At 71.7% G+C, this 26,585-nt stretch carries 19 protein-coding genes; 17 read left to right on the top strand and 2 right to left on the bottom strand.

Going from position 1 to position 26,585, the window contains the following annotated elements; genetic code table 11:
* Positions 1-130: 130 nt before the first annotated feature.
* The 11 genes from ACZ52C_RS29445 (at position 131) to ACZ52C_RS29395 (ending at position 14,012) form a co-directional block, all read left to right on the top strand.
* Positions 131-2,548, top strand: a complete 2,418-nt coding sequence (locus ACZ52C_RS29445; RefSeq protein ID WP_469077582.1) for a putative bifunctional diguanylate cyclase/phosphodiesterase — start codon at positions 131-133, stop codon at positions 2,546-2,548.
* 307 nt (positions 2,549-2,855) lie between these two features.
* The gene (gene gatC, locus ACZ52C_RS29440) at positions 2,856-3,152 is read left to right on the top strand and encodes an Asp-tRNA(Asn)/Glu-tRNA(Gln) amidotransferase subunit GatC (RefSeq protein ID WP_005480000.1); all 297 of its coding nucleotides are present in this window, start codon (positions 2,856-2,858) and stop codon (positions 3,150-3,152) included.
* A gap of 7 nt (positions 3,153-3,159) precedes the next feature.
* A complete protein-coding gene (gatA, locus tag ACZ52C_RS29435; RefSeq protein WP_469077581.1) occupies positions 3,160-4,656 on the top strand; it encodes an Asp-tRNA(Asn)/Glu-tRNA(Gln) amidotransferase subunit GatA in 1,497 nt (498 codons plus the stop codon).
* Complete coding sequence (locus ACZ52C_RS29430; protein WP_469077580.1) at positions 4,653-4,895, top strand: hypothetical protein; 243 nt, start codon at positions 4,653-4,655, stop codon at positions 4,893-4,895. Before gatA ends, ACZ52C_RS29430 begins: the two co-directional genes overlap by 4 nt.
* A gap of 16 nt (positions 4,896-4,911) precedes the next feature.
* The gene (gene gatB / locus ACZ52C_RS29425) at positions 4,912-6,426 is read left to right on the top strand and encodes an Asp-tRNA(Asn)/Glu-tRNA(Gln) amidotransferase subunit GatB (protein WP_319109782.1); all 1,515 of its coding nucleotides are present in this window, start codon (positions 4,912-4,914) and stop codon (positions 6,424-6,426) included.
* Positions 6,427-6,650: 224 nt separating this feature from the next.
* Entirely contained in the window at positions 6,651-8,903 is a 2,253-nt protein-coding gene (locus ACZ52C_RS29420; RefSeq protein WP_469077579.1) for an MMPL family transporter, read from the top strand.
* Positions 8,881-9,456, top strand: coding sequence for a GNAT family N-acetyltransferase (locus tag ACZ52C_RS29415; RefSeq protein ID WP_469077578.1), 576 nt, complete (start codon positions 8,881-8,883; stop codon positions 9,454-9,456). Before ACZ52C_RS29420 ends, ACZ52C_RS29415 begins: the two co-directional genes overlap by 23 nt.
* 35 nt (positions 9,457-9,491) lie before the next feature.
* Entirely contained in the window at positions 9,492-10,115 is a 624-nt protein-coding gene (locus ACZ52C_RS29410; RefSeq protein ID WP_469077577.1) for a hypothetical protein, read from the top strand.
* A 193-nt stretch (positions 10,116-10,308) separates the two neighbouring features.
* Positions 10,309-10,524: a hypothetical protein gene (locus ACZ52C_RS29405; RefSeq protein WP_469077576.1), complete on the top strand. Its 216-nt coding sequence runs from the start codon at positions 10,309-10,311 to the stop codon at positions 10,522-10,524.
* A 110-nt stretch (positions 10,525-10,634) separates the two neighbouring features.
* Positions 10,635-13,727: a helix-turn-helix transcriptional regulator gene (locus ACZ52C_RS29400; RefSeq protein WP_469077604.1), complete on the top strand. Its 3,093-nt coding sequence runs from the start codon at positions 10,635-10,637 to the stop codon at positions 13,725-13,727.
* Positions 13,728-13,808: 81 nt separating this feature from the next.
* Positions 13,809-14,012 (top strand): DUF6191 domain-containing protein, encoded by a 204-nt coding sequence (locus tag ACZ52C_RS29395; RefSeq protein ID WP_469077575.1) that lies wholly within the window; start codon positions 13,809-13,811, stop codon positions 14,010-14,012.
* Between the two features lie 8 nt (positions 14,013-14,020).
* Here ACZ52C_RS29395 and ACZ52C_RS29390 read toward each other — a convergent pair whose 3' ends face one another.
* Both ACZ52C_RS29390 and ACZ52C_RS29385 read right to left on the bottom strand, forming a co-directional pair.
* Positions 14,021-15,187, bottom strand: a complete 1,167-nt coding sequence (locus ACZ52C_RS29390; protein WP_469077574.1) for a PQQ-dependent sugar dehydrogenase — start codon at positions 15,185-15,187, stop codon at positions 14,021-14,023.
* Positions 15,188-15,344: 157 nt separating this feature from the next.
* Positions 15,345-16,343 carry an aldo/keto reductase gene (locus ACZ52C_RS29385; RefSeq protein WP_469077573.1) on the bottom strand — a complete coding sequence of 333 codons (999 nt, stop codon included), beginning with the start codon at positions 16,341-16,343 and terminating at the stop codon, positions 15,345-15,347.
* Positions 16,344-16,419: 76 nt separating this feature from the next.
* On the opposite strand from ACZ52C_RS29385, the gene ACZ52C_RS29380 reads away from it, so the two are divergent.
* From ACZ52C_RS29380 to serA, 6 genes are all read left to right on the top strand, one after another.
* Positions 16,420-17,421, top strand: coding sequence for a 2-hydroxyacid dehydrogenase (locus ACZ52C_RS29380; RefSeq protein ID WP_469077572.1), 1,002 nt, complete (start codon positions 16,420-16,422; stop codon positions 17,419-17,421).
* Between the two features lie 392 nt (positions 17,422-17,813).
* On the top strand, positions 17,814-20,909 hold the full coding sequence (locus ACZ52C_RS29375) for a putative bifunctional diguanylate cyclase/phosphodiesterase (RefSeq protein WP_469077571.1): 3,096 nt from the start codon (positions 17,814-17,816) through the stop codon (positions 20,907-20,909).
* A gap of 246 nt (positions 20,910-21,155) precedes the next feature.
* A complete protein-coding gene (locus ACZ52C_RS29370; RefSeq protein ID WP_469077570.1) occupies positions 21,156-23,003 on the top strand; it encodes an acetolactate synthase large subunit in 1,848 nt (615 codons plus the stop codon).
* 25 nt (positions 23,004-23,028) lie between these two features.
* Positions 23,029-23,556 carry an acetolactate synthase small subunit gene (gene ilvN, locus ACZ52C_RS29365; protein WP_469077569.1) on the top strand — a complete coding sequence of 176 codons (528 nt, stop codon included), beginning with the start codon at positions 23,029-23,031 and terminating at the stop codon, positions 23,554-23,556.
* A gap of 118 nt (positions 23,557-23,674) precedes the next feature.
* Positions 23,675-24,676 (top strand): ketol-acid reductoisomerase, encoded by a 1,002-nt coding sequence (gene ilvC, locus ACZ52C_RS29360; RefSeq protein WP_275455950.1) that lies wholly within the window; start codon positions 23,675-23,677, stop codon positions 24,674-24,676.
* Positions 24,677-24,932: 256 nt separating this feature from the next.
* Positions 24,933-26,522 (top strand): phosphoglycerate dehydrogenase, encoded by a 1,590-nt coding sequence (serA, locus tag ACZ52C_RS29355; protein WP_045562451.1) that lies wholly within the window; start codon positions 24,933-24,935, stop codon positions 26,520-26,522.
* Positions 26,523-26,585 lie beyond the last annotated feature (63 nt).

Here is a 26,585-nt window from a genome sequence, read left to right as displayed (position 1 = left end):
GGCCTACTGTTGAGGTGTGCGCCTGCCGTGCCCGGACGCGTGGCGGGTTCTCGGACGCGGTGCCGCCCCGGATCGATCGGGAGCAACGGGCCGCGTGGCGTGGGCACCGCCGGCTGTGAGAGGGACGGGAATGGAACCGACCGAGAGCGTCGCCCCGGACTCGAGGCTGCGCCTGCGCCGGGTCTCCGGGGCCTGGCGACGGGGCCGCTCCCTGCTCATGGGGGTACGCCCGTTCGAGGGAAGCCGGGAGCCGGGAAGCCGGGGGCTCGGACGTCGTGAACCGGGAAGCCCGGAGCGGGGACCCGGCCGGACGACGGCCGCGGAGTCCAGGACGGGGGGCGCCTGGCCGCCGGGCCGTGCGGGCGCGAGCGCACGCGGCCCGCTCGTACCGGGCCCGGCGCAGCTCACCGGCACCTCGGTCGGCACCGGCGGGGCGCCCGCCCTCACCGGCGCGCTCGGCGAGGACCGCGCCCACGACCTCGTGGGGCACGACGCCGACCGGCAGCTGTCCTGGCCCGCACTGCCCGCCGTGATCGTGGGCCTGGCCGGCGCCATCCTGGGCGCCGGGTTCTACCGTGCCTTCACGGGAGAGAGCGCCCTCTTCCCGGCCGGAGCGGTCGGCTGGTCCCTCGCCCTGCTCACCGGCATCATCGTCGGCCACCTCGTCGCCATGGGCCGCGCCCGCTGGTGGGGCGGCACCGGCTCCGGCGCCGCCCTCACCCTCGCCGTCCTGCTGCTCTACGGCTGGGTGGCCGCCGGGATGGTCAGCCTCACGGTCGTCGTGCTGGTCGGTGTCGCCCGCCGGGGGCGCTGGCGGCAGGGCGTGCTGCACGGCGCGGTCGACATCCTCGGCATCGGCGCCGGCGCGCTCGTCCTGCGGGTCTTCGGCCGTGTCCCCTCCGTGGAACGGCCCTGGGACCCGGACAGCTGGAACCTCTACTCGGCGCCCCAGGTGGCCCTGGTCGCCATCGCCTACCTCGTGGTCAGCCGCGTCCTGCTCTGGTACCTGGCCGCACCGCGCGGCGGTCTGCCCACCGTCGCGCGCACCGCCCTGGTCAGACAGGGCCTCGTCGCCGTCGCGCTGCTCGGCATCGCCCCGCTCGTCTGCGTCGTCGCCCTCGCCCAGCCGCTGCTGCTGCCGCTCTTCGCCATCCCCCTCATCGCGCTCGACTCCACGCTGTGGATCGCCCGCGCCCGCGCCGAGGAACAGCTGCGCGACCCGCTCACCGGACTGCCCAACCGGCAGTGGCTGCTGGAGCGCACCTGGACCGCCCTGGACGATGCCGAACGCATCGGGGCGAGATCGGCACTGATGCTGATCGACCTCGACCGCTTCCGTTCCGTCAATGACACGCTGGGGCACCTCGCCGGTGACCGGCTGCTGTTGCAGATAGCCGACCGGCTGCGGGTCGCCCTGCCCCGCGGAGCGGAGGCCGCGCGGCTCGGCGGCGACGAGTTCGCCGTCCTGCTGCCCGTCGCCGACTCCACCACGTCCGCCTCCCGCGTCGCCCGTAACCTCGTCGCCGCGCTCGGTTCACCGCTCGACCTCGACGGGCTCACCCTCGTCCTGGAGGCCAGCGCGGGGCTCGCCGTCTTCCCCGACCACGCGCTCGACGCGGAGGGGCTGCTGCGGCGGGCGGACGTGGCGATGTACCAGGCGAAGCGGGACCGCACGGGCGTCGAGGTCTACGAGTCCAAGCGCGACTCCAACACCCCGGACCGGCTCGGTCTCCTCGGTGACCTGCGGCGCGCGCTGGACGCGCGCGAGGTCGAGCTGCACTACCAGCCGAAGGTGCGCTTCGACGGGCAGGTCGCCGGTCTGGAGGCGCTGGTGCGGTGGGTGCACCCCGAGCGGGGGAAGGTGCCGCCGGACGAGTTCATAGCGATCGCCGAGTCGTCCGGGCTGATGCCGCATCTGACGGAGTACGTCCTGGAGACGGCGCTCGGGCAGGTGGCGCGGTGGCGGGCCCAGGGGCTGCACGTGCCGGTCGCGGTGAACGTCTCCCCGCGCGATGTCCACACCCCCGGGTTCGCGGGGGCGGTCGCGGCGCGGCTGGCCCGGCACGGGGTGCCGGCCGGGGCGTTGCAGCTGGAGATAACGGAACACGTGCTGCTGGAGGACCCGCAGCGGGCGGCGGACACGCTCGCCGGGCTGACCGGGCACGGGGTGAAGATGTCGCTCGACGACTTCGGGACGGGGTACTCGTCGCTGGTGCATCTGCGGCGGCTGCCGGTGAGCGAGCTGAAGATCGACCGGTCGTTCGTGGCACGGCTGGCGATCGACAACGAGGACGCGGAGATCGTGCGGTGCACGGTCGATCTGGCGCACTCGCTGGGGCTGCTCGTCGTGGCGGAGGGGGTCGAGGACGACGAGACGTGGGAGCGGTTGCGGGATCTGGGGTGCGACGCGGTGCAGGGGTGGCTCGTCGCTGCCGCGATGCCGCCCGAGGAGGCCACGGCCTGGCTGCGGGCGCGGGGGTCGCGGGGGTGGCAGCGGCCGGCGGCGGCGTTGCCTGCGGCTACCGCCGAGGAGCAGCGGGGCGCCTGACAGCTCGGGGGTGCGGGTTTCGTCGGCGGGTGCGGGTGGGTGGGGGCTTCTCGCGCAGTTCCCCGCGCCCCTGAAAGGCCTCCGGCCTTTCGGCCCGAAAAAAGCAGGGCGCAGCCCGCTTTTTCAGGGGCGCGGGGAACTGCGCGAGAAGCCCCCACCGGGCGGACGTGTGGGGGTCGAAGGGGCGCAGCCCCTTGAGGATGGGACGGGTAGGGGCGGCGGGGGCGAAGAACCCGTGCGCGGACAACGGCGCGCGCCCCATAGGATTGGCGCCAAACCACACACACTCACCCCAGAGGATCGCTGCATGCCTGGCATCACGCGCGAGGAGGTCGCCCACCTCGCACGGCTGGCGCGTCTGGAGCTGAAACCCGAAGAACTCGAACACTTCGCGGGCCAGCTGGACGACATCATCGGCGCGGTCGCCCGCGTCAGCGAGGTCGCCGACCAAGATGTACCGCCGACCTCGCACCCGCTGCCGCTGACGAACGTCATGCGCGCGGACGAGGTCCGTCCGTCGCTCACCCCCGAGCAGGCGCTGTCCGCCGCCCCGGCCCAGGAGCAGCAGCGTTTCAAGGTGCCGCAGATCCTGGGGGAGGACTGATCACGTCATGACCGACGCCATCATCAAGCTCACCGCGGCCGAGATCGCCGCGAAGATCGCCGCCGGTGAACTCACCGCCGTCCAGGTCACCGAGGCCCACCTCGCCCGGATCGAGGCCGTCGACGAGAAGGTGCACGCCTTCCTGCACGTCGACCGCGAGGGCGCCCTCGCGCAGGCCCGTGCCGTCGACGAGAAGAAGGCCCGGGGCGAGCAGCTCGGCCCGCTCGCCGGCGTCCCGCTCGCGCTCAAGGACATCTTCACCACGGTCGGGGTTCCCACCACCGTCGGTTCGAAGATCCTGGAGGGCTGGATCCCGCCGTACGACGCCACGCTCACCAAGCGGCTCAAGGACGCGGACGTCGTCATCCTCGGCAAGACCAACATGGACGAGTTCGCCATGGGGTCCTCCACCGAGAACAGCGCGTACGGCCCGACCGGCAACCCGTGGGACCTCACCCGTATCCCCGGCGGCTCCGGCGGCGGTTCCTCCGCCTCCCTCGCCTCCTACCAGGCGCCCCTCGCCATCGGCACCGACACCGGCGGTTCCATCCGCCAGCCGGCCGCCGTCACCGGCACGGTCGGCGTCAAGCCGACGTACGGCGCGGTCTCCCGCTACGGCATGGTCGCCTTCTCCTCCTCCCTCGACCAGGGCGGGCCCTGCGCCCGTACGGTCCTGGACGCGGCGCTGCTGCACGAGGTGATCGCCGGCCACGACCCGCTCGACTCCACCTCCATCGACGCCCCGGTCCCGCCGGTCGTCGAGGCCGCCCGCAACGGCAGCGTCGCCGGGATGCGCGTCGGTGTGGTCAAGCAGTTCCGCGGCGAGGGCTACCAGGCCGGTGTGCTCCAGCGGTTCGACGAGTCCGTCGCCCTCCTCAAGGAGCTGGGCGCCGAGATCGTCGAGCTGGACTGCCCGTCGTTCGACCTGGCGCTGGCCGCGTACTACCTGATCGCGCCGAGCGAGTGTTCGAGCAACCTCGCCCGCTTCGACGGCCTGCGCTACGGCCTGCGGGCCGGTGACGACGGCACGAACTCCGCGGAGGCCGTCACCTCCCTCACCCGTGAGGCGGGCTTCGGCCCCGAGGTGAAGCGCCGCATCATGCTCGGCACGTACGCGCTCAGCTCCGGCTACTACGACGCGTACTACGGCAGCGCCCAGAAGGTCCGGACGCTCATCACCCGGGACTTCGAGAAGTCGTTCGAGAAGGTCGACGTCATCGTGTCGCCGACCACGCCGACCACCGCCTTCCCGATCGGCGAGCGCGCCGACGACCCGATGGCGATGTACCTGGCGGACCTCTGCACCATCCCGACCAACCTCGCGGGCAACGCCGCGATGTCCCTGCCCTGCGGCCTCGCGCCGGAGGACGGACTGCCGGTCGGACTGCAGATCATCGCCCCGGCGCTGAAGGACGACCGTCTTTACAAGGTCGGCGCCGCCGTCGAGGCCGCCTTCGTGGAAAAGTGGGGGCACCCGCTCCTGGAGGAGGCTCCGTCGCTGTGAGCAACGCACTGTCCAAGGCCAAGGACTTCCAGAAGTCCAAGTCCGGTACGTACGTGTCCATCGCCACCACCGCCTTCGGCGCGTGGGGCATCGCCAAGCGGATCAGGAAGGCCCGCGCCGATCAGGACACGCTGCGGCTGATCGACGCGTCTGTGGCCGCCATCGGCATCGTCACCGGCCTCGCCGTCCTCTACCGCGAACTGAAGCGGCTGGGCGACGACGACGTCCTGCTGGGCTGAGAGGGAAGTTTCCACCGTGACCACCACGACCGACCTGGTGTCGTACGAGGACGCGCTGGCGTCGTACGACCCCGTCATGGGCCTTGAGGTCCATGTCGAACTCGGCACCAGGACCAAGATGTTCTGCGGCTGCTCGACCGAACTCGGTCAGGGCGCCAACACGCAGACCTGTCCCACCTGCCTCGGCCTGCCCGGCGCGCTCCCGGTCGTCAACGCGATCGGCGTCGAGTCGGCGATCAAGATCGGTCTCGCGCTGAACTGCGAGATCGCCGAGTGGTGCCGCTTCGCCCGGAAGAACTACTTCTATCCGGACATGCCGAAGAACTTCCAGACCTCCCAGTACGACGAGCCGATCGCCTTCAACGGCTACCTCGACGTGCAACTGGAGGACGGCGAGACCTTCCGCGTGGAGATCGAGCGCGCCCACATGGAGGAGGACACCGGCAAGTCGACGCACGTCGGCGGGGCCACCGGCCGTATCCACGGCGCCTCGCACTCGCTGCTCGACTACAACCGCGCGGGCATCCCCCTCATCGAGATCGTCACCAAGCCGATCGAGGGCGCCGGCGAGCGTGCCCCCGAGGTCGCCAAGGCGTACGTCCGTGAGCTGCGCGAGGTCATCAAGGCGCTCGGCGTCTCCGAGGCCCGGATGGAGATGGGCCAGATGCGCTGCGACGTGAACCTGTCGCTGCGCCCGAACGGCACCGAGAAGTTCGGCACGCGTTCGGAGACCAAGAACGTCAACTCGCTGCGGTCCGTGGAGCGTGCGGCCCGGTTCGAGATCCAGCGGCACGCCGCGGTGCTCTCGTCCGGCGGCACGATCATCCAGGAGACCCGCCACTTCCACGAGGACACGGGGTCCACGACCTCGGGCCGGGTCAAGGAGGAGGCCGAGGACTACCGGTACTTCCCCGAGCCGGACCTCGTGCCGGTGGCCCCCTCGCGCGAGTGGGTCGAGGAGCTGCGGGCCGCGCTGCCCGAGCTGCCGCTGGTCCGCCGCAACCGGCTCCTCGCGGAGTGGGGCATCTCGGGCACCGAGATGCAGGCGATCCTCAACGCCGGGGCCCTCGACCTCATCGTCGCCACCATCGAGGCCGGGGCGGACGCCGCCTCCGCCCGCAAGTGGTGGATGGGCGAGCTGGCGCGCAGCGCCAACGAGTCGGGCACGGCGCTCGACGAGCTGGCCATCACGCCGGAGCAGGTCGCGCGCGTGACCGAGCTGGTCTCGAAGGGCGACCTGAACGACAAGCTCGCCCGGCAGGTCATCGAGGGCGTCCTCGCGGGTGAGGGCACCCCGGACGAGGTCGTCGAGAAGCGCGGTCTGAAGGTCGTCTCCGACGAGGGTGCCCTCGGCACCGCCGTCGACGAGGCCATCGCCGGCAACCCGGGCATCGCCGACAAGATCCGCTCCGGCAAGGTCGCCGCGGCCGGTGCCCTGGTCGGCGCGGTCATGAAGGCCACCCGCGGTCAGGCCGACGCGGCCCGCGTCAAGGAGCTGATCCTGGAGAAGCTGGGCGTCGGCGAGGGCTGAACGCGACGGCGGTTCTCCGCGTATCCCCGAGGGCGGCGCATCCCCGCGATGCGTCGCCCTCGGGCGTGCGTGCGGCCGTGACGCAGGGCGACAGAGTGCCGTCATCTGTCCTGTGAGGTGTCTCCCATCCCCTGTGAGGAGACCCTCAAAGGGGCCAAACGATCACATTGTGGTGCAACAGTTGCCAGGAATCACTCACGCCTCCCCCCTCAGGAGCACGATCCGTGGCAGCCCTCGCGCGCTGGTGTCTCCGGCACCGTCTTGTCGCCGTCCTCCTGTGGCTTCTTGCCTTCGCCGGCACGGCCGCGGGCGCCGCCGTCGCGGGAGCCGCGTACTCGAACGACTACAAGACCCCCGGAACCGAGTCCAGCCGTGCCACCGAACTGCTGAACGAGGGCTTCCCGGGCGTCAGCGGTGACAGCGCCACCGTCGTCTGGCACACGAGCGGCGGGGCCGCGAGCGACGGGGCCGCGAGCGTGCGGGCCGCCGCCGTCGAGCAGACCATGACGAAGACCCTCGACAAGATCGCCGAGCTGCCGGGCGTCGCCGCCGTGACCGACCCCTACGACGGCGCCGACGGCGGCCGGATCAGCGAGGACGGCCGTACGGCCTACGCCACCGTCACCTTCGACCGGCCCGCCGAGGACGTGGACAAGGCGCAGGCCGAGGCCGTCGTCGACACGGCGAAGGCCGCCGAGAGCAGCGGGCTCCAGGTGGAGCTGGGCGGCACCTCGATCGGACTCACCGAGACCTCCGGCGGGCACCTCGCGGAGATCGTCGGTGTCCTCGTCGCCGCCGTCGTCCTCTTCCTGGCCTTCGGCTCGCTCGCCGCCTCGCTGCTGCCGATCGCCACCGCGCTCGTCAGCGTGGGCACCGCCTACGCGGGGATCACCCTGCTCGGGCACGCCATGACGGTGGCCGACTTCGCGCCCATGCTGGGCACCCTCATCGGCCTCGGCGTCGGCATCGACTACGCGCTGTTCATCGTGACCCGGCACCGCCGGGGGCTGAAACGGGGCCTGTCCGTCGAGGAGGCCGCGCGCAGCGCCGTCGCGACCACCGGACGGGCCGTGGTCTTCGCCGGCGCCACGGTCTGCATAGCCCTGCTGGGCATGCTGATCCTGCGGCTCGGCTTCCTCAACGGCGTCGCGATCGCCGCCTCCCTCACCGTGGTCCTGACCGTCGCCGCCTCCGTGACGCTGCTGCCGGCCCTGCTGTCGTTCATCGGCATGCGGGCGCTCAGCCGCCGCGAGCGCCGCCGTCTCGCCGAGCACGGCCCCGAGCCCGAGGTGCCCACCGGCTTCGCCGCCCGCTGGTCCGCCTTCGTCGAACGGCACCCCAAGAAGCTCGGCGCCCTCGCCCTGGTCGTCATGACCCTGCTCGCCCTGCCCACGCTCGGACTGCGCCTCGGCACCTCCGACCAGGGCAACGACCCCGCGACGACCACCACCCGCCAGGCGTACGACCTCCTCGCGGGCGGCTTCGGCCCGGGCGTGAACGGCCCCCTCACCCTCGTCACCGAGGTCGACGGCGCCGCCGACAAGCTCGCCCTCGACAACCTCGACACCACGCTCAGGGCCACCGAAGGCGTCTCGACGGTGACCCCGGTGACGTACGACACCGGCGGCGACACCGCCTACCTCACTGTCGTCCCCGACTCCTCCCCGCAGTCCGCGAGGACCAGCGAGCTGGTCGAACGGCTGCGCGACGAGGTGCTGCCGCGCGCCGAGACGGGCACCACGCTCGATCTGCACGTCGGCGGGGTGACCGCCGGGTACGACGACTTCGCGGACGTCATCGTCGGCAAGCTGCCGCTGTTCGTGGGCGTCGTCATCGGCCTCGGCTGTCTGCTGCTCCTGCTCGCCTTCCGGTCCATCGGGATACCGCTCAAGGCCGCCGCGATGAACGTGGCCGCCGTCGCCGCCGCGTTCGGCGTGGTCGTCGCGATCTTCCAGTGGGGCTGGGGGAGCGAGCTGCTGGGCCTCGGCCGCGCCGGACCGATCGAACCCTTCCTCCCCGTGATCATGGTGTCGGTCCTCTTCGGACTCTCCATGGACTACCAGGTCTTCCTGGTCAGCCGGATGTACGAGGAGTGGCTGGAGACCGGCGACAACCGGCGCGCGGTCCGCGTCGGCCTCGCCGAGACCAGCCGGGTGATCAACTCCGCCGCGGTCATCATGATCTCCGTCTTCCTCGCCTTCGTGCTCAGCGGCGACCGCGTGATCGCCATGTTCGGCATCGCGCTCGCCGCCGCCGTCGCCCTGGACGCCTTCGTCCTGCGTACGCTCCTCGTCCCCGCCCTCATGCACCTGCTCGGCGGCGCCAACTGGTGGCTGCCCCGCTGGCTCGACCGGCGCATGCCCCGCATCAGCATCGAACCGCCCGAGACCCGCGCCGCCCATGAGAGGCTCGCGGACGTCGTGGTGGAAGATCTGGAGAAGGAGCGACCGGAGGATGTACGCGATATCCCTGGGTGACGACGGCGCCGAACTACGGCCCCTGGAGCCCTGGCACGCCGAGGAGTTCCTCGCCCACCTGGAGCGGGGACGGGACTTCATCAACCAGTACGTCCCCTTCGGCCAGAGCGCCACGGACGTCGACGGCGCCCGCGTCGTCCTCCAGCGGTACGCCGACATGCGCGCCGCCGACACCGGCTCCCTGCACGGCATCTGGCTCGACGGCACACTCGTCGGCGGGGTCCTCTTCCTCAACTTCGACGCGGAGAACGCCAACTGTGAGGTCGGCTGCTGGCTGGAGCCCGCCGCCACCGGGCGGGGGCTCGTCACCCGCGCCATGCGGATCCTCATCGACTGGGCCGTCGACGTCCGCGCCGTCCACCGGGTCGAATGGATCGCGGCCTCCGGCAACACCCCGAGCCTCGATGTGGCACGGCGGCTCGGCATGGTCAGGGACGGTGTGCAGCGCGAGAGATATCCCCACCGAGGGGTACGGCACGACCTGGAGATATGGTCCGTCCTGGCGCCCGAATGGCGTGCGGCACGCGCCCGCAGCGCTCACCAGGATCATTAAGAAACCTCTCAGACAACATTCGTACGGTGCGAGGTATGGGAACCAAGACAGCTGACGAGACCGGGGCCGAGACGGGCGCCGAGGCCAGGAACGACGACGAGTCGGTGAAGGGCACCGACGTCACCAAGGAGGACGCGGCGCCCGAGGACGCCGCGCCGGGGGCCGACGACTCGGTCGAGACCGACGGCACCGACGCCTCCGACGAGGCCGGGGAAGCCGAGGAAGCCAGCGAGGAGTTCCCGCCGGCCGCCGCGAAGGCGACGCCGGGCGTCGGCCAGGGGGCCGCCGGCATCGTGTCCGTGGTCCTGGGCCTCGTCTCCCTCACCGGCGGCTGGGTCGGCACCGTCGCCTCCGCGCGTGAGGAGATCACCGGACAGCTGGAGATGCAGGCCGCGACCAACGCGACCGTCGCCACCCAGCTCCAGGCCGTCTACGGCGACGCCTGGCAGGCCTCCGCCCTCTGGGGCGGCCTCTTCGCGGTGGTCGGCCTGATCGTCGGCGTCGCCGTGCTGGTGCGGCCCGCGTTCGGCGACCCCGACCAGGTCCAGGCGCCGTGGATCAAGTCGGTGGCCTGGGCCGGTGTCTCGGTCGGCTTCATCGGGCTGGTGCTGGCCGCCCTGAAGTACTCCGACCTCCTGCTGGCACTGCCGAGCACCTGACGCCCTCGCCCGACCGGGCGGAAGCGGCTTCTGAGGGGCCTTAGGCCCGTCGTAGGCATCCCTACGACGGGCCTAAGGCCCCTCGCCGCGTCCAAGATGCGGAACTCTCCCGATGTGGCGCACCCGCGTCAAGGACGAAGGTTGAGGCATCGCAGCAAGCGAGCCGAGACCGACTCTTCACGAGGGGTACGAGATGTTCGAGTACGAGCTCCAGCAGATCCGTTCCGCCGAGCTGATCCGCGAGGCCGAGCACTACCGCCAGGTGCGCGAGGCCCGCCGCGCCCGCCGCGCGGCCGCACACGACTCCACGACCACGACGAGGTCCGCCTCGGGGGACGGGGAACAGGACGCGGAGGGGAGCGTGCCACACCACCGCCCACGCCGGCTCCGCTTCCCGCGTCCCGCATGACGGGGAGGGCCGCCCGGGCCGGGACGGAAGCCGTCCCCTGGGCGGCCGATCGCCTCCTGGCCGCCCGGGGGCCGCGGATAATCGGTGCCCGAGTGTCCGAGGGCCGTGCGATGCTCGGCGCTGTGGAGACCAGGTCCGTCAGTCCGGTGTTCGTGGGTCGTACCGACGAACTGAAGGTGTTGCGCGAGGCGTTGGCCCGCGCCGGGGGAGGCGCCGCGGTCGCGGCGGGGAACGGGGGAGACGGGGGCGGAGGGGGCGGCGGCCCACAGGCACTGCTGCTCGGCGGTGAGGCCGGGGTCGGCAAGACCCGCCTGGTCGAGGAGTTCACCGGCGAGGCCGCGCGCGGGGGCGCGGTCGTCGCCCTCGGCGGCTGTGTCGAGATCGGGGCCGACGGCCTGCCCTACGCCCCCTTCTCCACCGCCCTGCGGGCGCTGCGCCGCCGACTGCCCGACGAACTGGCCGCCGCGGCCACCGGACAGGAACAGGAACTGGCCCGGCTGCTGCCCGAGTTGGGCGAGACCCCCCGCGCACGGCACGACGAGGAGGGCACCGCGCGCCTCTTCGAACTCACCGCCCGCCTGCTGGAACGCCTCGCCGCCGACCGCACGATCGTCCTCGTCCTGGAGGACCTGCACTGGGCCGACGCCTCCACCCGCCACCTCCTCGCCTACCTCCTGCGCACCCTGCGCACCGGCCGCCTCGTCGTCCTCGCCACCTACCGCTCCGACGACATCCACCGCCGCCACCCGCTGCGCCCCCTCCTCGCCGAACTCGACCGCCTCCGCACGGTCCGCCGCATCGAACTGCCCCGCTTCAACCGCGCCGAGGTCGGCCACCAACTCGCCGGCATCCTCGCCACCGAACCCGAACCGGAGCGCGTGGACGAGATCTTCGACCGCTCCGACGGCAACGCCTTCTTCGTCGAGGAACTCGCCGTCGCCGCCCACGACGGCGGCTGCCCCGGCCTCACCGACTCCCTGCGCGACCTGCTGCTCGTCCGCGTCGAACGGCTCCCCGAGGACGCCCAGCGGATCGCCCGCCTCGTCGCCGAGGGCGGCTCCACCGTGGAGTACGCCCTGCTCGCCGCGGTCGCCCGGCTCCCCGAGGACGACCTCATCGAAGCCCTGCGGGCCGCCGTCGGCGCCAACATCCTGCTCGCCGCCCCCGGCGACGACGGCTACCGCTTCCGGCACTCCCTGGTCCGCGAGGCCGTCAGCGACGACCTGCTGCCCGGCGAACGCTCCCGCCTCAACCGCCGCTACGCCGAGGCCCTGGAGGCCGACCCGTCCCTCGTCCCCACCGACGGCCGCGCCACCCGCCTGGCCAGCTACTGGTACCACGCCCACGACGCCGCCAAGGCCCTGCCCGCCGTCCTCGACGCCTCCGCCGAGGCCCGCTCCCGGCACGCCCACGCCGAGCAACTCCGCCTCCTGGAACGGGCGATGGAGCTGTGGGACACCGCCCCCGAGGCCGTCCGCGCCGCCCTCCGCCCCGTCGACTACACCGAGGTCTACCCTCCCTGCGGCTGCGACCCGGCCACCACCCCGCTGCGCTACCTCGACCTCATGGCCGAGGCCGCCGTCGCCGGACGGCTGTGCGGAGAGCGCGAGCGGGCCATGCGGATCACCCGCCGCGCACTGGACCTGCTCGCGGACGGGGGCGACCCGCTGCGCACCGCCTGGTTCTGGGTCCAGCGCTCCCTGCTCACCGAAGGTCTCGCCCGGGGCGACGGCTGGAAGGAACTCGCCACCGCCCAGGACCTCGTCCGCGGACTGCCGCCCTCCGAGGTCCACGCCGAAGTGCTCTCCCGGGTGGCCGGCTGGTCCATGCTCCACGCCCCCGGACCCGACGCGCTCTCCGACGCCCAGCGCGCCGTCGACTACGCGCGCATGGTGGGCGCCGAGGACATCGAACTCAACGCCCGCCTCACCCTCGGCGGCCTGATGGTCGACGCCGGCGACGTCGACACGGGCATCGCGGTGATGGAGGAGGTCCGCCGCCGCGCCCTGGAACGCGGACCCGCCGCCGTCGTGGGCCGCTCCTATGTGAACATCCCCTCCTGCCTGGAAGGCATCGGCCGCTCCCAGGAAGCCGTGCGCCTGCTGAAGGAGGGCATCGACATCACCCGACGCCGGGGCCTGCTGGAGTCCGAGGCCTGGGTGTGGGGCAACCTCGCCGAGTCCCTGCTCTCCCTGGGCCGCTGGGACGAGGCCCTCGAAGCGGTGACCATGGCCCAGAGCGTCGCCTCCAGCCAGAAGTCCCGAGGCCTCAGCACCCTCATCCAGACCTTCATCGCCCTCGCCCGCGGCGACATCGCCGAAGCCCGCGGTCACCTGGCCGCCGCCCGCGGCCACTACGGCCACCACAACCCCATGCCGCAGAACGATCTGCCGCTCTCCTTCCTCGCCCTCGGCATCGCCGCCGCCGAGGACCGCCTCATGGATGCCCGCGCGGAACTGGCCCGCGTCCTCGACACCGGCTTCTCCGTCGGCACCCAGCGTTACGCCTGGCCCCTGCTGCTCACCGCCGCCACCGCCGAGGCCGACGCCCGCACCCTCCCGGCCGCCGGGCCCGGCCGTGCCGAGACCCTCGACCGGATCTTCACCGTGGCCAGGAAGCTCACCACCGGCTCACCGATCTGGCTCGCCCACGAACGCTGGGTCCGCGCCGAACTCCAGCGCGCCGAGGGCAGGACGGACCCCGACACCTGGTCCGACGTCGTCAACGCCTTCGAGCCGCTGGAACGGCCCTACGACCTCGCCCGCGTCCGGCACCGCCTCGCCGAGGCGCTGCTGGCCGACGGCACCGACGAGGCCCGGGACCGGGCGACGGAACTGCTGCGGCTGGCCGCCGCCGTCGCCGACCACCTCGACGCCCGCCCCCTCGCCGACGAGGTCGCCCTCCTCGCCCGCCGAGCCCGCCTCACCCTGAGCCGCGCACCCGAGCCGGCTCCCACCGCCGCCGACCCCGTGGCCGCGCTCGGCCTCACCGACCGGGAGGACGACGTCCTGCGCCTGGTCGCCGCGGGCCGCACCAACCGTCAGATAGCCGAGGAACTCTTCATCTCCCCCAAGACGGCCAGCGTCCACGTCTCCAACATCCTCGCCAAGCTCGGCGTCTCCAGCCGGGGCGAGGCGGCGGCGGTGGCCCACCGGGTGGGCCTGGCCCCTACAGGGGCCGGAGAACGGCTGGCCGCGGGATGATGGAAGGGAGGACCACCGAGGCTCCGCTGCCCGACCGGGACCGCCCGCCCGCCGCCTCGTGGCCCTGGGGGAGGGAAGACAGTGTTCAACGCCTTCGAGGAACTGTTCGCACCTGGCCGCAAGCACACCCGTGACGAGGAGAACCGGCTGGCACTGACCCGTGAGGACGTCGGGGACAACGATCCAGGACGCGGACCGATAGACCTCGCGTCCGGGAAGGTCGTCATACGCCCGCCCGAGCCCGTGGAGAAGGAGGCCGACTCGGCCACGGCGGCCGAGGAGTAGGCGGAGGTCTACGTCACCTCCAGCTCGAGGATCTTGTCGTCGCCGCCCTCCGGGGAGCCCCGTCCGTCCGTCTCGCTGGTCACCAGCCAGAGCTTGTCGCCGCCGGCGGAGACGACCGTGCGGAGTCGGCCGTAGTCGCCCTCCAGGAAGGCCTGGGGGTCGGCGGCGGTCTTCGTGCCGTCGAGGGGGACGCGCCACAGACGCTGGCCGCGCAGGCCCGCCATCCAGACCGAGCCCTCCGCTATGGCGATCCCGCTCGGGGAGGCCTCCTCCGTGCTCCACACGGCCACCGGGTCCACATAGCCGGACTCGCCGCCCTTGCCCTCCACCTCCGGCCAGCCGTAGTTCCCGCCGGGGCGGATGTGGTTCAGCTCGTCCCAGGTGTTCTGGCCGAACTCCGAGGCCCACAGGCGCTGTTCGGGATCCCAGGCGAGGCCCTGGACGTTGCGGTGGCCGTAGGAGTAGACGACGGAGTCGTCGAAGGGGTTGCCCGGGGCGGGCTGCCCCTCCGGGGTCATACGGAGGATCTTGCCGCCGAGGGAGTCCTTGTCCTGGGCCAGCGGCCCCTCGTACCGCTCGCCCGTGCTCGCGTAGAGCATCCGGTCGGGGCCGAAGGCGAGCCGGCCGCCGTTGTGGTTGGTGCCCTTGGGGATGCCCCGGAGGATGGTGTCAGGGGCGCCGAGCTGTTCGCCGGCCGGCTTCTCGGGGTCGTACAGCATCCGCACGATGCGGTTGTCGGACTCCGAGGTGAAGTACGCGTAGATCATGTGGTCGGAGGCGTACTCCGGGGAGACGGCGATGCCCATGAGGCCGCCCTCGCCCGCCGGGGCGACGCCGGGGACCTCGCCGAGCTCGGTCCGCTTGCCGGTCTTCTCGTCGATTCTGCTGATCGTGGCCCCGTCACGGGAGGAGACGAGGAGGCCGCCCTCAGGGAGGGGCGCAAGCCCCCACGGGGTGTCGAGGCCCTCGGCGACGGTGCGGACCACCTTCACCGAGCCCTTCGCGGGAGGTGGCTCGTCCGCCGCCTTGCCGGGCGGGGACGAACCGGCACTGCTGCTGCTCGGGGGTGGGCTGCCGGCCGCGTCCGTCTTCTCTCCGTCGTCGGAGGAGCAGCCGGTCGTCACCAGGAGCACGGCGGCGGCCAACGCGGCCGTCACCACACGACGTTGCACCATCACGATCCCTTCGGCGTGGAGCTTCTACTTGTCTTACACCGCGAGTGCCCCACAAGTTCCACCTCCGCCGGAACCAGCGGATCTTTCGCGGTGCCGGCCGCGTGGCGGGCTCAGCCGGTCGCTCCCCGAGGCGTACGTCCCTCGGTGCCGCGTTCCCTCAGTCCCAGGATCCCCGCGCGGGCGGCAGACCTGCCACCTCGGCCAGGTCCTGCGGCGTCAGACGCAGCGCGTGGGCGGCCGCGTTCTCCGTCACCCACCGCGCCTGCTTCGTGCCCGGCACCGGGACCACGTGGGGGCCGAGGGACAGGATCCAGGCGAGGGCCACCTGGGCCGGGGTCACCGTCGCCCCGTGGCGGGCCGCGATCCGGCGCAGGCCGACGACGAGTGGCTGGTTGGCCGCCATCATCTCGGCGGTGAAGCGGGGATGACGGGCCCGGAGGTCGTCCGGCTCGAAGCCGCCGCCGGGGGTCAGGGTGCCGGTGAGGAAACCGTTCCCCAGAGGCATGGCCGCGAGAAAGCCGATGCCACGGGCCACGCACCAGGGGAGCAGGGCGTCCAGGGCCTCCCGCGACCAGACCGACAGCTCCGCCTGCACCGCGCTCACCGGGAACACCTGCTGGATGCGCCGGAGCTGGCGGAGCGTGGTGTCGTGGACCCCCGCCCCCGGCCGGCGGCCCGCCCGCGCGCCCACCGCGCACAGGCCCAACGCCCGTACCTTCCCGGCCTGTACGAGTTCCGCCATCGCGCCCCACGTCTCCTCCACGGGGACCTCGGGGTCCGCGCGATGGAGCTGGTAGAGGTCGATGACATCGGTCTGGAGCCGGCGCAGCGAGGCGTCGCAGGCACGTTTCACATAACCGGGGCGGCCGTTGGCCACGATGTGCTGTTCGCCCACCAGCAGGCCCACCTTGGTGGAGACGAAGGCCTCCGCGCGCCGCTCCTTCAGTACCCGGCCCACCAGCAGCTCATTGGTGAAGGGACCGTACATGTCGGCCGTGTCCAGCAGCGTGGTGCCGAGGTCGAGGGCCCGGTGCACCGTCCGCATCGACTCGTCGCCCCGCTGCCGCGACCCGGTGTACGCCCAGCTCATCGGCATGCACCCGAGTCCTACGGCCCCCACCTCGAGCGTCGCCGCGCCGATCGTCCTGCGCTCCACCTGGTCGTGACCCTCCCTCTCCCGAACCCCCAACCTAACCTCTGCCGTAGCGGGTACCTGACATAGCCTCCGGAGCATGACTGCTGACGCGACTGCCGACCCGACCGCGGACGTGACCGCCGATGTGTGGCTCCCCATCCCGCCGGACGAGATCGAGGGGCTCCCACAGGGCCCCAACTACCTCTTCTGGGACGGAGGTGAGGACGGCACGCAGCCGTATCCGGGCGACCCCGCGGACTGCGTCCTGTACGTGGTGCCCTATATGAAGCGCTGGCCGGTGAAGGTGAACCCGCTGGAGCACATGCGGAACCTGCGGGTGATCCAGACGCTCACGGCGGGCGTCGACGACGTCCTGGCCCGGCTGTCCGTGGTCGCTCCCGGTGTCCAGCTGTGCAACGCCCGCGGAGTGCACGAGGCCAGCACGGCCGAACTCGCGCTCACCCTGACCCTCGCCTCGCTGCGCGGTGTCCCCGACTTCGTCCGGGCTCAGCAACAGGAGCGCTGGGAGGGCGCCTTCCGCCCCGCGCTCGCCGACAGGACCGTGCTGATCGTCGGTTACGGCGCGATCGGCGCGGCCATCGAGGACCGGCTCGTACCCTTCGAGGTGGCGCGGGTGGCGCGCGTCGCGCGCTCTGAGCGCACCACGGCGCGCGGACCGGTGCATTCGTTCACCGAACTGCCCTCCCTGCTGCCGCAGGCGGATGTCGTGATTCTGTCCACGCCTCTCACGGAACAGACGAAAGGCCTGGTCGACGCCGATTTCCTGGCCCACATGAAGAACGGGGCCCTCCTGGTGAATGTTGCCCGCGGAGGCGTCGTCGACACCAAGGCACTGCTGGCGGAACTGGACAACGGCCGCATCACCGCGGCGCTGGACGTCACCGACCCCGAGCCGCTGCCGCCCGGCCACCCCCTCTGGCGCGCGCCCGGGGTGCTCATCAGCCCGCACGTCGGCGGCCCCACATCGGCCTTCCTGCCGCGCGCGAAAAGGCTGTTGGTGGACCAGTTGGGGCGTTTCGTGAACCGGGAGCCATTGCGCAACGTGGTCCTTACGACAGGCGAGACGGACGACGCGTAATCCACTTCGGGCACCCTCCGCATTCCTTCGGAAGCGGAACGTGCTCGTGTTGCCGCAGGTGGTCACTGAGCGTAGAGGAACTATGTCCCTGAGTGACGAGACTGGTGTATCGTCCCCGACAGGGGCTGCGCCGCGCACCGTTCGGCGCCGGGGACGGACTTGAGACAGCGAGGGGGGCGACGGGCGATGCACGGCCTATGGACGAACGATCCGACGCGGCGGAGCCGCCGACGGCGGCCCTGGCGAGCTGCGACGCGGAGGCACCCGCACGGGAGCCACGGCGGACGCGGCGGTCACGGTCAGTACCGCAGGCACAGCAGCCGCAGAAAGCACACCCACCCGACGCGCCGGGACCGGCGGGACACGGGAGCGGTGTTCACCGGGGAGACCCCGTGAGTACCCGCCCGTCCTCCGCCGCCACGCTGGACCCCACGCTCCGGGCCGCCAAGCCGCTGCCCGGACCGCAGTCGCCCGGTGGGCGGGCGACCGGCCGCGGCCGCATCCGAGCCCAGCTCGTCCTCGCCCTGCTCTGCGCGGCGTACGCGGTCGGTGCCGCGTTCGGCTGGGGCAATGAGCAAGTCGCCCTCGTCATGGGCGACTTCGGGCTCAGCGCCGCCGCGGCGGCCGCGGCCGTCTCCTGCTTCCGCTACGCGCGCACCCGGCGCAGCCGCTTTCGACCCGCCTGGCTGCTGTTCGCCCTCTCCTCCGTCATGGCCGCCCTGGGCAACGGCGTCTGGGGGTGGTACGAGGTCGTCCTGGAGCGGCCCGTGCCCGAGCCGAGCTACGCCGACCTGTTCTTCCTCTGCTTCGCGCCACCCGCCATCGTCGGCCTGCTGGTGCTGGCCAAGAGGCCCGTGACCAAGGCCGGCTGGGTCTGCCTGGCCCTGGACTCCTGGCTCATCGGCGGCTCCCTCGTCACCCTCTCCTGGAGCCTCGCGCTCGCCCAGAACGCCCAGCTGGAGGACTCCAACACCGCGCACACCGCGCTCTCGCTGGCCTACCCGCTGCTCGACATCGCCCTGGTCAGCATGGTGCTCGCGCTGCACTTCCGCCGCTCCTCGATGCACCGCTCCGCGGTCAACACGGCGATCGGCGCCCTCGCGCTCACCGTGATGTGCGACGCCCTGTTCACCTCGCCCCTGCTGCACACCAGCTACCAGTCCGGTCAGCTCCTCGACGCCGGCTGGTTCGCGGGCTCCCTGCTCCTCGCCTACGCCCCCTGGGCCGGCCAGCGGGGCGGGCAGGACGAGGGCGGCCACGGGCGCGTGGTGCACGAACACATCCCCGGTCAGCGGCACGACGCGCACCCGGGCCACCGCCACGAGGCACAGCTCGGCCACCGCCATGACGGGGCGCAGGGAGGGCACGTCCATGTGCTCCTCCAGGGAGGAGGTCACAGTCGGTATCCGGCCACCCGCCCCATCGCCGGATCCCTGGCCGCGCTCACCCCGTACCTGGCCGCCGCCGTCTGCACCCTGGGCATCCTCTACAACGTCCTCAACGGCCGCAGCGTCGACCGCGTGGTGCTCATCACCGCCTGCACGGTCGTGCTCGCGCTCGTCGTGCGCCAGGGGATCATGCTCCTGGACAACATCACGCTCACCCAGGAGCTGGCCCAGAAGGAGAACCACTTCCGCTCCCTGGTCCAGGGCTCCAGCGACGTCATCATGATCGCCGCGCCGAACGGCATCCTCCGCTACGTCAGCCCGGCCGCCGCCGGGGTCTACGGACGCCCCGCGGAGGACCTCGTCGGCAAGGAGCTGGCCTCGATCATCCACCCCGAGGACCTCGGCTGCGTCGTCCACGAGGTGCGCCGCTTCCTCGCCGCCAGCCCCGCCGAGGAGCCCACCACCCGTATCGAGTGCCGCTTCAAGTCCGGCGACGGCGGCTGGCTGAACGTGGAGTCCACGGTCAACCGTCACCACGGCGGCCTCATCTTCAACAGCCGGGACGTGACCGAGAGAGTGCGGTTGCAGGCCCAGCTCCAGCACAACGCCGAGCACGACCCGCTCACCGACCTGCCCAACCGTGCCCTGTTCACCAAGCGCGTCCAGCAGGCGCTCTCCGGCCGCCGCTCCTCCGACCGGGGCGTCGCCCTGCGCAACACGGCGGTCCTCTTCATCGACCTCGACGGCTTCAAGGCCGTCAACGACACCATCGGCCACCAGGCCGGGGACGAACTGCTCGTCCAGGCCGCCCGCAGACTCCAGGACGCCGTCCGGCAGGGGGACACCGCCTCCCGTCTCGGCGGCGACGAGTTCGCGGCCCTCATCGTCGGCGACGGCTCCCGGGACCGCGCCGCCCGGGAACAGCACATCGTGGAGCTCGCCGACCGTCTCAGGATCGCCCTCTCGCAGCCGTACACCATCGACGGCAACGACGTCCGGGTGGCCGCCTCCATCGGGGTCTCCTTCGCCGAGCCCGGCCTCGGCGCGGGCGAGCTGCTGCGCAACGCCGACCTCGCCATGTACCGAGCCAAGGCGTCCGGCAAGGGCCGCGTCGAGCTGTACAAGCCGCAGATGCAGCAGGACGTCGTACGCAAGGCCGAGCTGGCCACCCGGCTGCGGGCCGCGCTGCACGACGGCGAGTTCATGCTGCTGAACCAGCCCGTGGTGGAGCTGGAGACCGGCCGGATCTCGTCGGTCGCCACGGCGGCCCGTTGGCGCTCCTCCCAGGGGGTGCTGTTCACCCCCGCCGAGTTCCTGCGGGTCTCCGAGGACAGCGACAAGACCGCCGAGCTGGGCCGCTGGATGCTGGAGCAGGCCGTCGAGCAGGCGGCCGACCGGGTCAGCAACGGCCTGAACGTACCGGTCTCCGTCCGGATGAGCGCCCGGCGCCTGCTGGACCGCTCACTGCCCCCGGGCTCGCTGGAGGCGCTCCTGAGCCGCCATGGCCTGCCCTCCGGCTCCCTGGTCGTCGAGCTCTCCGACACCGAGCTGAAGTGCCCGCTCGACGAGCTGGAGCGCCGGTTGCACCATCTGCGGCGCCTCGGTGTCCGGATCGCCCTGGACGGCCTCGGCAGCGGCCACGCGGCCATCACGGCGCTGCGCCGTCTCCCCGTCGACGTGCTGAAGCTGGACCGGAGCCTCGTCGAGGGCATCGTGGAGTCCACCCGGCTGCACAAGATCACCCGGGGGCTGCTGCGCATCGCCGACGACCTCGGGCTCCAGTCCGTCGCCGACGGCGTGGATCTGCCCGAGCAGGTGATCGTCCTGCGCGCGATGGGCTGCACTCACGGCCAGGGCGCGGCCTTCTCCGGACCACTGGACGAGTACCGGCTCCGCCGGGCCCTCTCCCTCGGGCACTACCCGGTGCCCGGAGGCGCCGCCGAACCCGCGTTCGCGGGTGGCGCGCGAGAGCCCGAGGGACGCGTCGGGGGTGAGCGGGCGTGGCGAGGCGCGGGGGTGTACACAGGTGGTGTACCCGCTGTCTACGGAGGCGGAAGTGCCCTTCGCTCACATAATGAGACTCCCGTCCCACCCGCTTGACACGTGGTGCGCGCGAGGGGGAGGGTCAGTGCCATGCGCACCCGAATCCTCGTACTTGGAAAGCGCGTCGGCTGAAGCTGGGACCCACCGGACCACGATCCGGAATCCCCAGCGAACGTTCCCGGCGCGCTCCCCTCGCTTGCCTCGTGGCAAGGAGGGGTTTTTTGTTGCACGGGCACCAGTCGGCGTTAGCCGCACACCGCACGAACCTCGCAAAACACCCTCAGCATCGAGAAGAGAATGCCGATGACCGAGCAGGCCACCGGGGCCCACCATCCGCAGCCGCGGCCCCGATCCGGAGGACCGACCACCCCCGTCGAGCACGTCACGGGTGCGCAGTCCCTCATCCGCTCTCTCGAGGAGGTCGGGGCCGACACGGTGTTCGGCATCCCCGGCGGCACCATCCTCCCGGCGTACGACCCGATGATGGACTCCAAGCGGGTGCGCCACGTGCTGGTCCGTCACGAGCAGGGCGCCGGCCACGCGGCCACCGGTTACGCGCAGGCCACCGGCAAGGTCGGGGTGTGCATGGCGACGTCCGGGCCGGGCGCCACCAACCTGGTCACCCCGATCGCGGACGCGCACATGGACTCCGTGCCGCTGGTCGCGATCACCGGACAGGTCGCGGTCAAGGCGATCGGTACGGACGCCTTCCAGGAGGCGGACATCGTCGGCATCACCATGCCGATCACCAAGCACAGCTTCCTGGTGACCAAGGCGGAGGACATCCCCCGGGCGATCGCGCAGGCGTTCCACATCGCCTCCACCGGCCGCCCGGGACCGGTCCTGGTCGACATCCCCAAGGACGTCCTCCAGGCGAAGACCACCTTCAGCTGGCCGCCGACCATGGACCTGCCCGGCTACCGGCCCGTCACCAAGCCGCACGCCAAGCAGATCCGCGAGGCCGCCAAGCTGATCACGGCCGCCAAGCGGCCCGTGCTGTACGTCGGCGGCGGCGTCCTCAAGGCCCGTGCCACGGCCGAGCTGAAGGTGCTGGCCGAGCTGACCGGCGCCCCTGTCACCACCACGCTGATGGCGCTCGGCGCGTTCCCCGACAGCCACCCCCAGCACCTGGGCATGCCCGGTATGCACGGCTCGGTGGCCGCCGTCACCGGCCTGCAGAAGGCCGACCTGATCGTCGCCCTCGGCGCCCGCTTCGACGACCGCGTCACCGGCAAGCTGGACAGCTTCGCGCCGTTCGCCAAGATCGTCCACGCGGACATCGACCCGGCGGAGATCGGCAAGAACCGCGCCGCCGACGTGCCGATCGTGGGAGACGCCCGCGAGGTCATCGCCGACCTGATCCAGGCGGTGCAGAAGGAGCACAGCGAGGGCGCGCCGGGCGACTACAGCGCCTGGTGGAAGGACCTCAACCGCTGGCGCGAGACCTACCCCCTCGGCTACGACCAGCCGGCCGACGGCTCGCTCTCCCCGCAGGCGGTCATCGAGCGCATCGGACAACTCGCCCCCGAGGGCACGATCTTCACGGCGGGCGTCGGCCAGCACCAGATGTGGGCCGCCCACTTCATCCAGTACGAGAAGCCCGCCACCTGGCTGAACTCCGGCGGCGCCGGAACGATGGGGTACGCGGTCCCGGCCGCCATGGGCGCCAAGGCCGGCGCCCCGGACCGGCCCGTCTGGGCGATCGACGGCGACGGCTGCTTCCAGATGACCAACCAGGAACTGACCACCTGCGCCCTGAACAACATCCCGATCAAGGTCGCCATCATCAACAACGGCGCCCTCGGCATGGTCCGCCAGTGGCAGACGCTGTTCTACAACCAGCGCTACTCCAACACCGTCCTGCACAGCGGCCCGGACGACGTCAACCCCAACGCCCGCGGCACCCGCGTCCCCGACTTCGTGAAGCTGTCGGAGGCCATGGGCTGCTACGCCATCCGCTGCGAGTCCCCGGACGACCTCGACAAGGTCATCGAGGAGGCGAACTCGATCAACGACCGCCCGGTCGTCGTCGACTTCGTCGTCCACGAGGACGCGATGGTGTGGCCGATGGTCGCCGCCGGCACCTCCAACGACACGATCATGGCCGCCCGGGACGTCCGCCCCGACTTCGGCGACAACGAAGACGACTGAGAGCCGTAGGTAAAGGAACCCGACCATGTCCAAGCACACGCTCTCCGTCCTGGTGGAGAACACCCCCGGCATCCTGGCCCGGATCGCCGCCCTGTTCTCCCGCCGCGGCTTCAACATCGACTCGCTCGCGGTCGGCGTCACCGAGCACCCCGAGATCTCCCGGATCACCATCGTGGTGACGGTGGTCGACGAACTGCCGCTGGAGCAGGTGACGAAGCAGCTCAACAAGCTCGTCAACGTCCTGAAGATCGTCGAGCTGGAGCCGGCCTCCGCCGTTCAGCGGGAACTCGTTCTGGTGAAGGTGCGCGCCGACAACGAGACGCGCTCCCAGATCGTCGAGATCGTCCAGCTGTTCCGCGCCAAGACCGTCGACGTCTCCCCGGAGGCCGTCACCATCGAGGCCACCGGATCCAGCGACAAGCTGGCCGCCATGCTCAAGATGCTGGAGCCGTTCGGTATCAAGGAGCTGGTCCAGTCCGGCACGATCGCGATCGGCCGCGGCGCCCGTTCGATCACGGACCGCTCGCTGCGCGCCCTGGACCGATCGGCCTGACGCGTGAAACGGGCGGCCGGCGACGCGCGGCCGCCCGTATGCCGAGACCCGCAGACCTTCATTCCGCCCGCCGTCATACGGTGGGACGCAACACCTGCACTCAAGGAGAGAACCCAAAGTGGCCGAGCTGTTCTACGACGCCGACGCCGACCTGTCCATCATCCAGGGCCGCAAGGTCGCGGTCATCGGATACGGCAGCCAGGGCCACGCCCACGCGCTGTCCCTGCGCGACTCGGGTGTCGACGTCCGCGTCGGTCTGCACGAGGGCTCCAAGTCCAAGGCGAAGGCCGAGGAGCAGGGCCTGCGCGTGGTGACTCCGGCGGAGGCCGCCGCCGAGGCCGACGTCATCATGATCCTCGTCCCGGACCCCATCCAGGCCCAGGTCTACGAGGACCACATCAAGGACAACCTGAACGACGGCGACGCGCTGTTCTTCGGCCACGGCCTGAACATCCGCTTCGGCTTCATCAAGCCCCCGGCCGGCGTCGACGTCTGCATGGTCGCCCCCAAGGGCCCCGGCCACCTGGTCCGCCGCCAGTACGAGGAGGGCCGCGGCGTTCCGTGCATCGCCGCCGTCGAGCAGGACGCCACGGGCAACGCCTTCGCGCTGGCCCTGTCGTACGCCAAGGGCATCGGCGGCACCCGCGCCGGCGTCATCAAGACGACCTTCACCGAGGAGACCGAGACCGACCTCTTCGGTGAGCAGGCGGTTCTCTGCGGTGGCACGGCCGCGCTGGTGAAGGCGGGCTTCGAGACGCTGACCGAGGCCGGCTACCAGCCGGAGATCGCGTACTTCGAGTGCCTGCACGAGCTGAAGCTGATCGTCGACCTCATGTACGAGGGCGGCCTGGAGAAGATGCGCTGGTCGATCTCCGAGACCGCCGAGTGGGGCGACTACGTCACCGGCCCCCGCATCATCACGGACGCCACCAAGGCCGAGATGAAGAAGGTCCTCGCCGAGATCCAGGACGGCACCTTCGCCCAGCAGTGGATGGACGAGTACCACGGCGGTCTGAAGAAGTACAACGAGTACAAGACCCAGGACTCCGAGCACCTGCTGGAGACCACGGGCAAGGAGCTGCGCAAGCTCATGAGCTGGGTCAACGACGAAGAGGCGTGATCCGAGGGGCCGGTCGCGGCGGGGTTCACCCGGTGCCGCGACCGGCCTCGTTCTCACGTCCGGGTGACCTTTCCGTGGTGGCGTGGGACGACGCCCCCGGCGCCACTACACTGCTGCACTACATACGCGTCAGGCCCACAGCGTCGTGCGTCTTCCACGCGGCCAAGCGACACCGGGGAATTCCGGGTGTCACTCCCCTCCACCGCCTGCGGCCGTCGGGACGGCCGTCCGCAGCATTGGACTTGTGAGGACTCACGTGAGCTCGAAACCAGTCGTACTGATCGCTGAAGAGCTGTCGCCCGCCACCGTCGACGCGTTGGGCCCGGACTTCGAGATCCGGAACGTCAACGGAGCGGACCGAGCCGAACTGCTCCCCGCCATCGCCGACGTCGACGCGATCCTGATCCGCTCGGCCACCAAGGTCGACGCCGAGGCGATCGCCGCCGCGAAGAAGCTGAAGGTCGTCGCGCGCGCCGGCGTCGGCCTGGACAACGTGGACGTCTCCGCCGCCACCAAGGCCGGCGTGATGGTCGTCAACGCCCCCACCTCGAACATCGTGACCGCCGCCGAGCTGGCCTGCGGTCTGCTCCTCGCCACCGCCCGCCACATCCCGCAGGCGAACACGGCGCTGAAGAACGGCGAGTGGAAGCGCAGCAAGTACACGGGCGTGGAGCTGGCCGAGAAGACCCTCGGTGTCGTCGGCCTCGGCCGCATCGGTGCCCTGGTGGCCCAGCGCATGTCCGCCTTCGGCATGAAGGTCGTCGCCTACGACCCCTACGTGCAGCCCGCGCGCGCGGCGCAGATGGGCGTCAAGGTCCTGTCGCTGGACGAGCTGCTCGAGGTCTCCGACTTCATCACCGTCCACCTGCCGAAGACCCCCGAGACGGTCGGCCTGATCGGCGCCGAGGCGCTGCAGAAGGTCAAGCCCTCGGTGCGCATCGTCAACGCCGCGCGCGGCGGGATCGTCGACGAGGCCGCGCTCTACTCGGCGCTCAAGGAGGGCAGGGTCGCCGGCGCGGGCCTCGACGTGTACGCCAAGGAGCCCTGCACCGACTCGCCGCTGTTCGAGCTGGACGAGGTCGTCTGCACCCCGCACCTCGGCGCCTCGACCGACGAGGCCCAGGAGAAGGCGGGCATCGCGGTGGCGCGCTCCGTGCGCCTCGCGCTCGCCGGCGAGCTGGTCCCGGACGCGGTGAACGTCCAGGGCGGGGTCATCGCCGAGGACGTCAAGCCGGGCCTGCCGCTCGCCGAGCGCCTCGGCCGGATCTTCACCGCGCTGGCCGGTGAGGTCGCGGTCCGCCTCGACGTCGAGGTGTACGGCGAGATCACCCAGCACGACGTGAAGGTGCTGGAGCTGTCCGCGCTCAAGGGTGTCTTCGAGGACGTCGTCGACGAGACGGTGTCGTACGTCAACGCTCCGCTGTTCGCGCAGGAGCGCGGCGTCGAGGTGCGGCTGACCACCAGCTCCGAGTCGCCCGACCACCGCAACGTCGTCACCGTGCGCGGCACGCTCGGCAGCGGCGAGGAGGTGTCGGTGTCCGGCACGCTGGCCGGGCCGAAGCACCACCAGAAGATCGTCGCGGTCGGTGAGTACGACGTGGACCTCGCGCTGGCCGACCACATGGTCGTCCTCAGCTACGTCGACCGGCCCGGTGTCGTCGGCACCGTGGGTCGTGTCTTCGGCGAGGCCGGGATCAACATCGCCGGTATGCAGGTCGCGCGGTCCGCGGCCGGTGGGGAGGCGCTGGCGGTGCTGACGGTGGACGACACGGTTCCTCCGGCGGTGCTCGCCGAGGTCGCGGAGGAGATCGGCGCGACGTCGGCGCGGTCGGTCAACCTGGTCTGAGGCCGCTGTTCCGCCCGGAGGCGGGGCCGGTCACCTGCGGGTGGCCGGCCCCGCCTTCTGCGC

The sequence above is a fragment of the Streptomyces sp. NPDC034049 genome, from assembly GCF_055575575.1.
This window is presented reverse-complemented; position numbering and strand designations above follow the sequence as displayed.

Bases quoted from the DNA above. Each gene is read 5' to 3' on its own strand.
- ACZ52C_RS29445 (WP_469077582.1), top strand. From the start codon at position 131: ATGGAACCGACCGAGAGCGTCGCCCCGGACTCGAGGCTGCGCCTGCGC.
- gatC (WP_005480000.1), top strand. From the start codon at position 2,856: ATGCCTGGCATCACGCGCGAGGAGGTCGCCCACCTCGCACGGCTGGCG.
- gatA (WP_469077581.1), top strand. From the start codon at position 3,160: ATGACCGACGCCATCATCAAGCTCACCGCGGCCGAGATCGCCGCGAAG.
- ACZ52C_RS29415 (WP_469077578.1), top strand. From the start codon at position 8,881: ATGTACGCGATATCCCTGGGTGACGACGGCGCCGAACTACGGCCCCTG.
- ACZ52C_RS29410 (WP_469077577.1), top strand. From the start codon at position 9,492: ATGGGAACCAAGACAGCTGACGAGACCGGGGCCGAGACGGGCGCCGAG.
- ACZ52C_RS29405 (WP_469077576.1), top strand. From the start codon at position 10,309: ATGTTCGAGTACGAGCTCCAGCAGATCCGTTCCGCCGAGCTGATCCGC.
- ACZ52C_RS29400 (WP_469077604.1), top strand. From the start codon at position 10,635: ATGCTCGGCGCTGTGGAGACCAGGTCCGTCAGTCCGGTGTTCGTGGGT.
- ACZ52C_RS29390 (WP_469077574.1), bottom strand. From the start codon at position 15,187: ATGGTGCAACGTCGTGTGGTGACGGCCGCGTTGGCCGCCGCCGTGCTC.
- ACZ52C_RS29380 (WP_469077572.1), top strand. From the start codon at position 16,420: ATGACTGCTGACGCGACTGCCGACCCGACCGCGGACGTGACCGCCGAT.
- ACZ52C_RS29370 (WP_469077570.1), top strand. From the start codon at position 21,156: ATGACCGAGCAGGCCACCGGGGCCCACCATCCGCAGCCGCGGCCCCGA.
- ilvN (WP_469077569.1), top strand. From the start codon at position 23,029: ATGTCCAAGCACACGCTCTCCGTCCTGGTGGAGAACACCCCCGGCATC.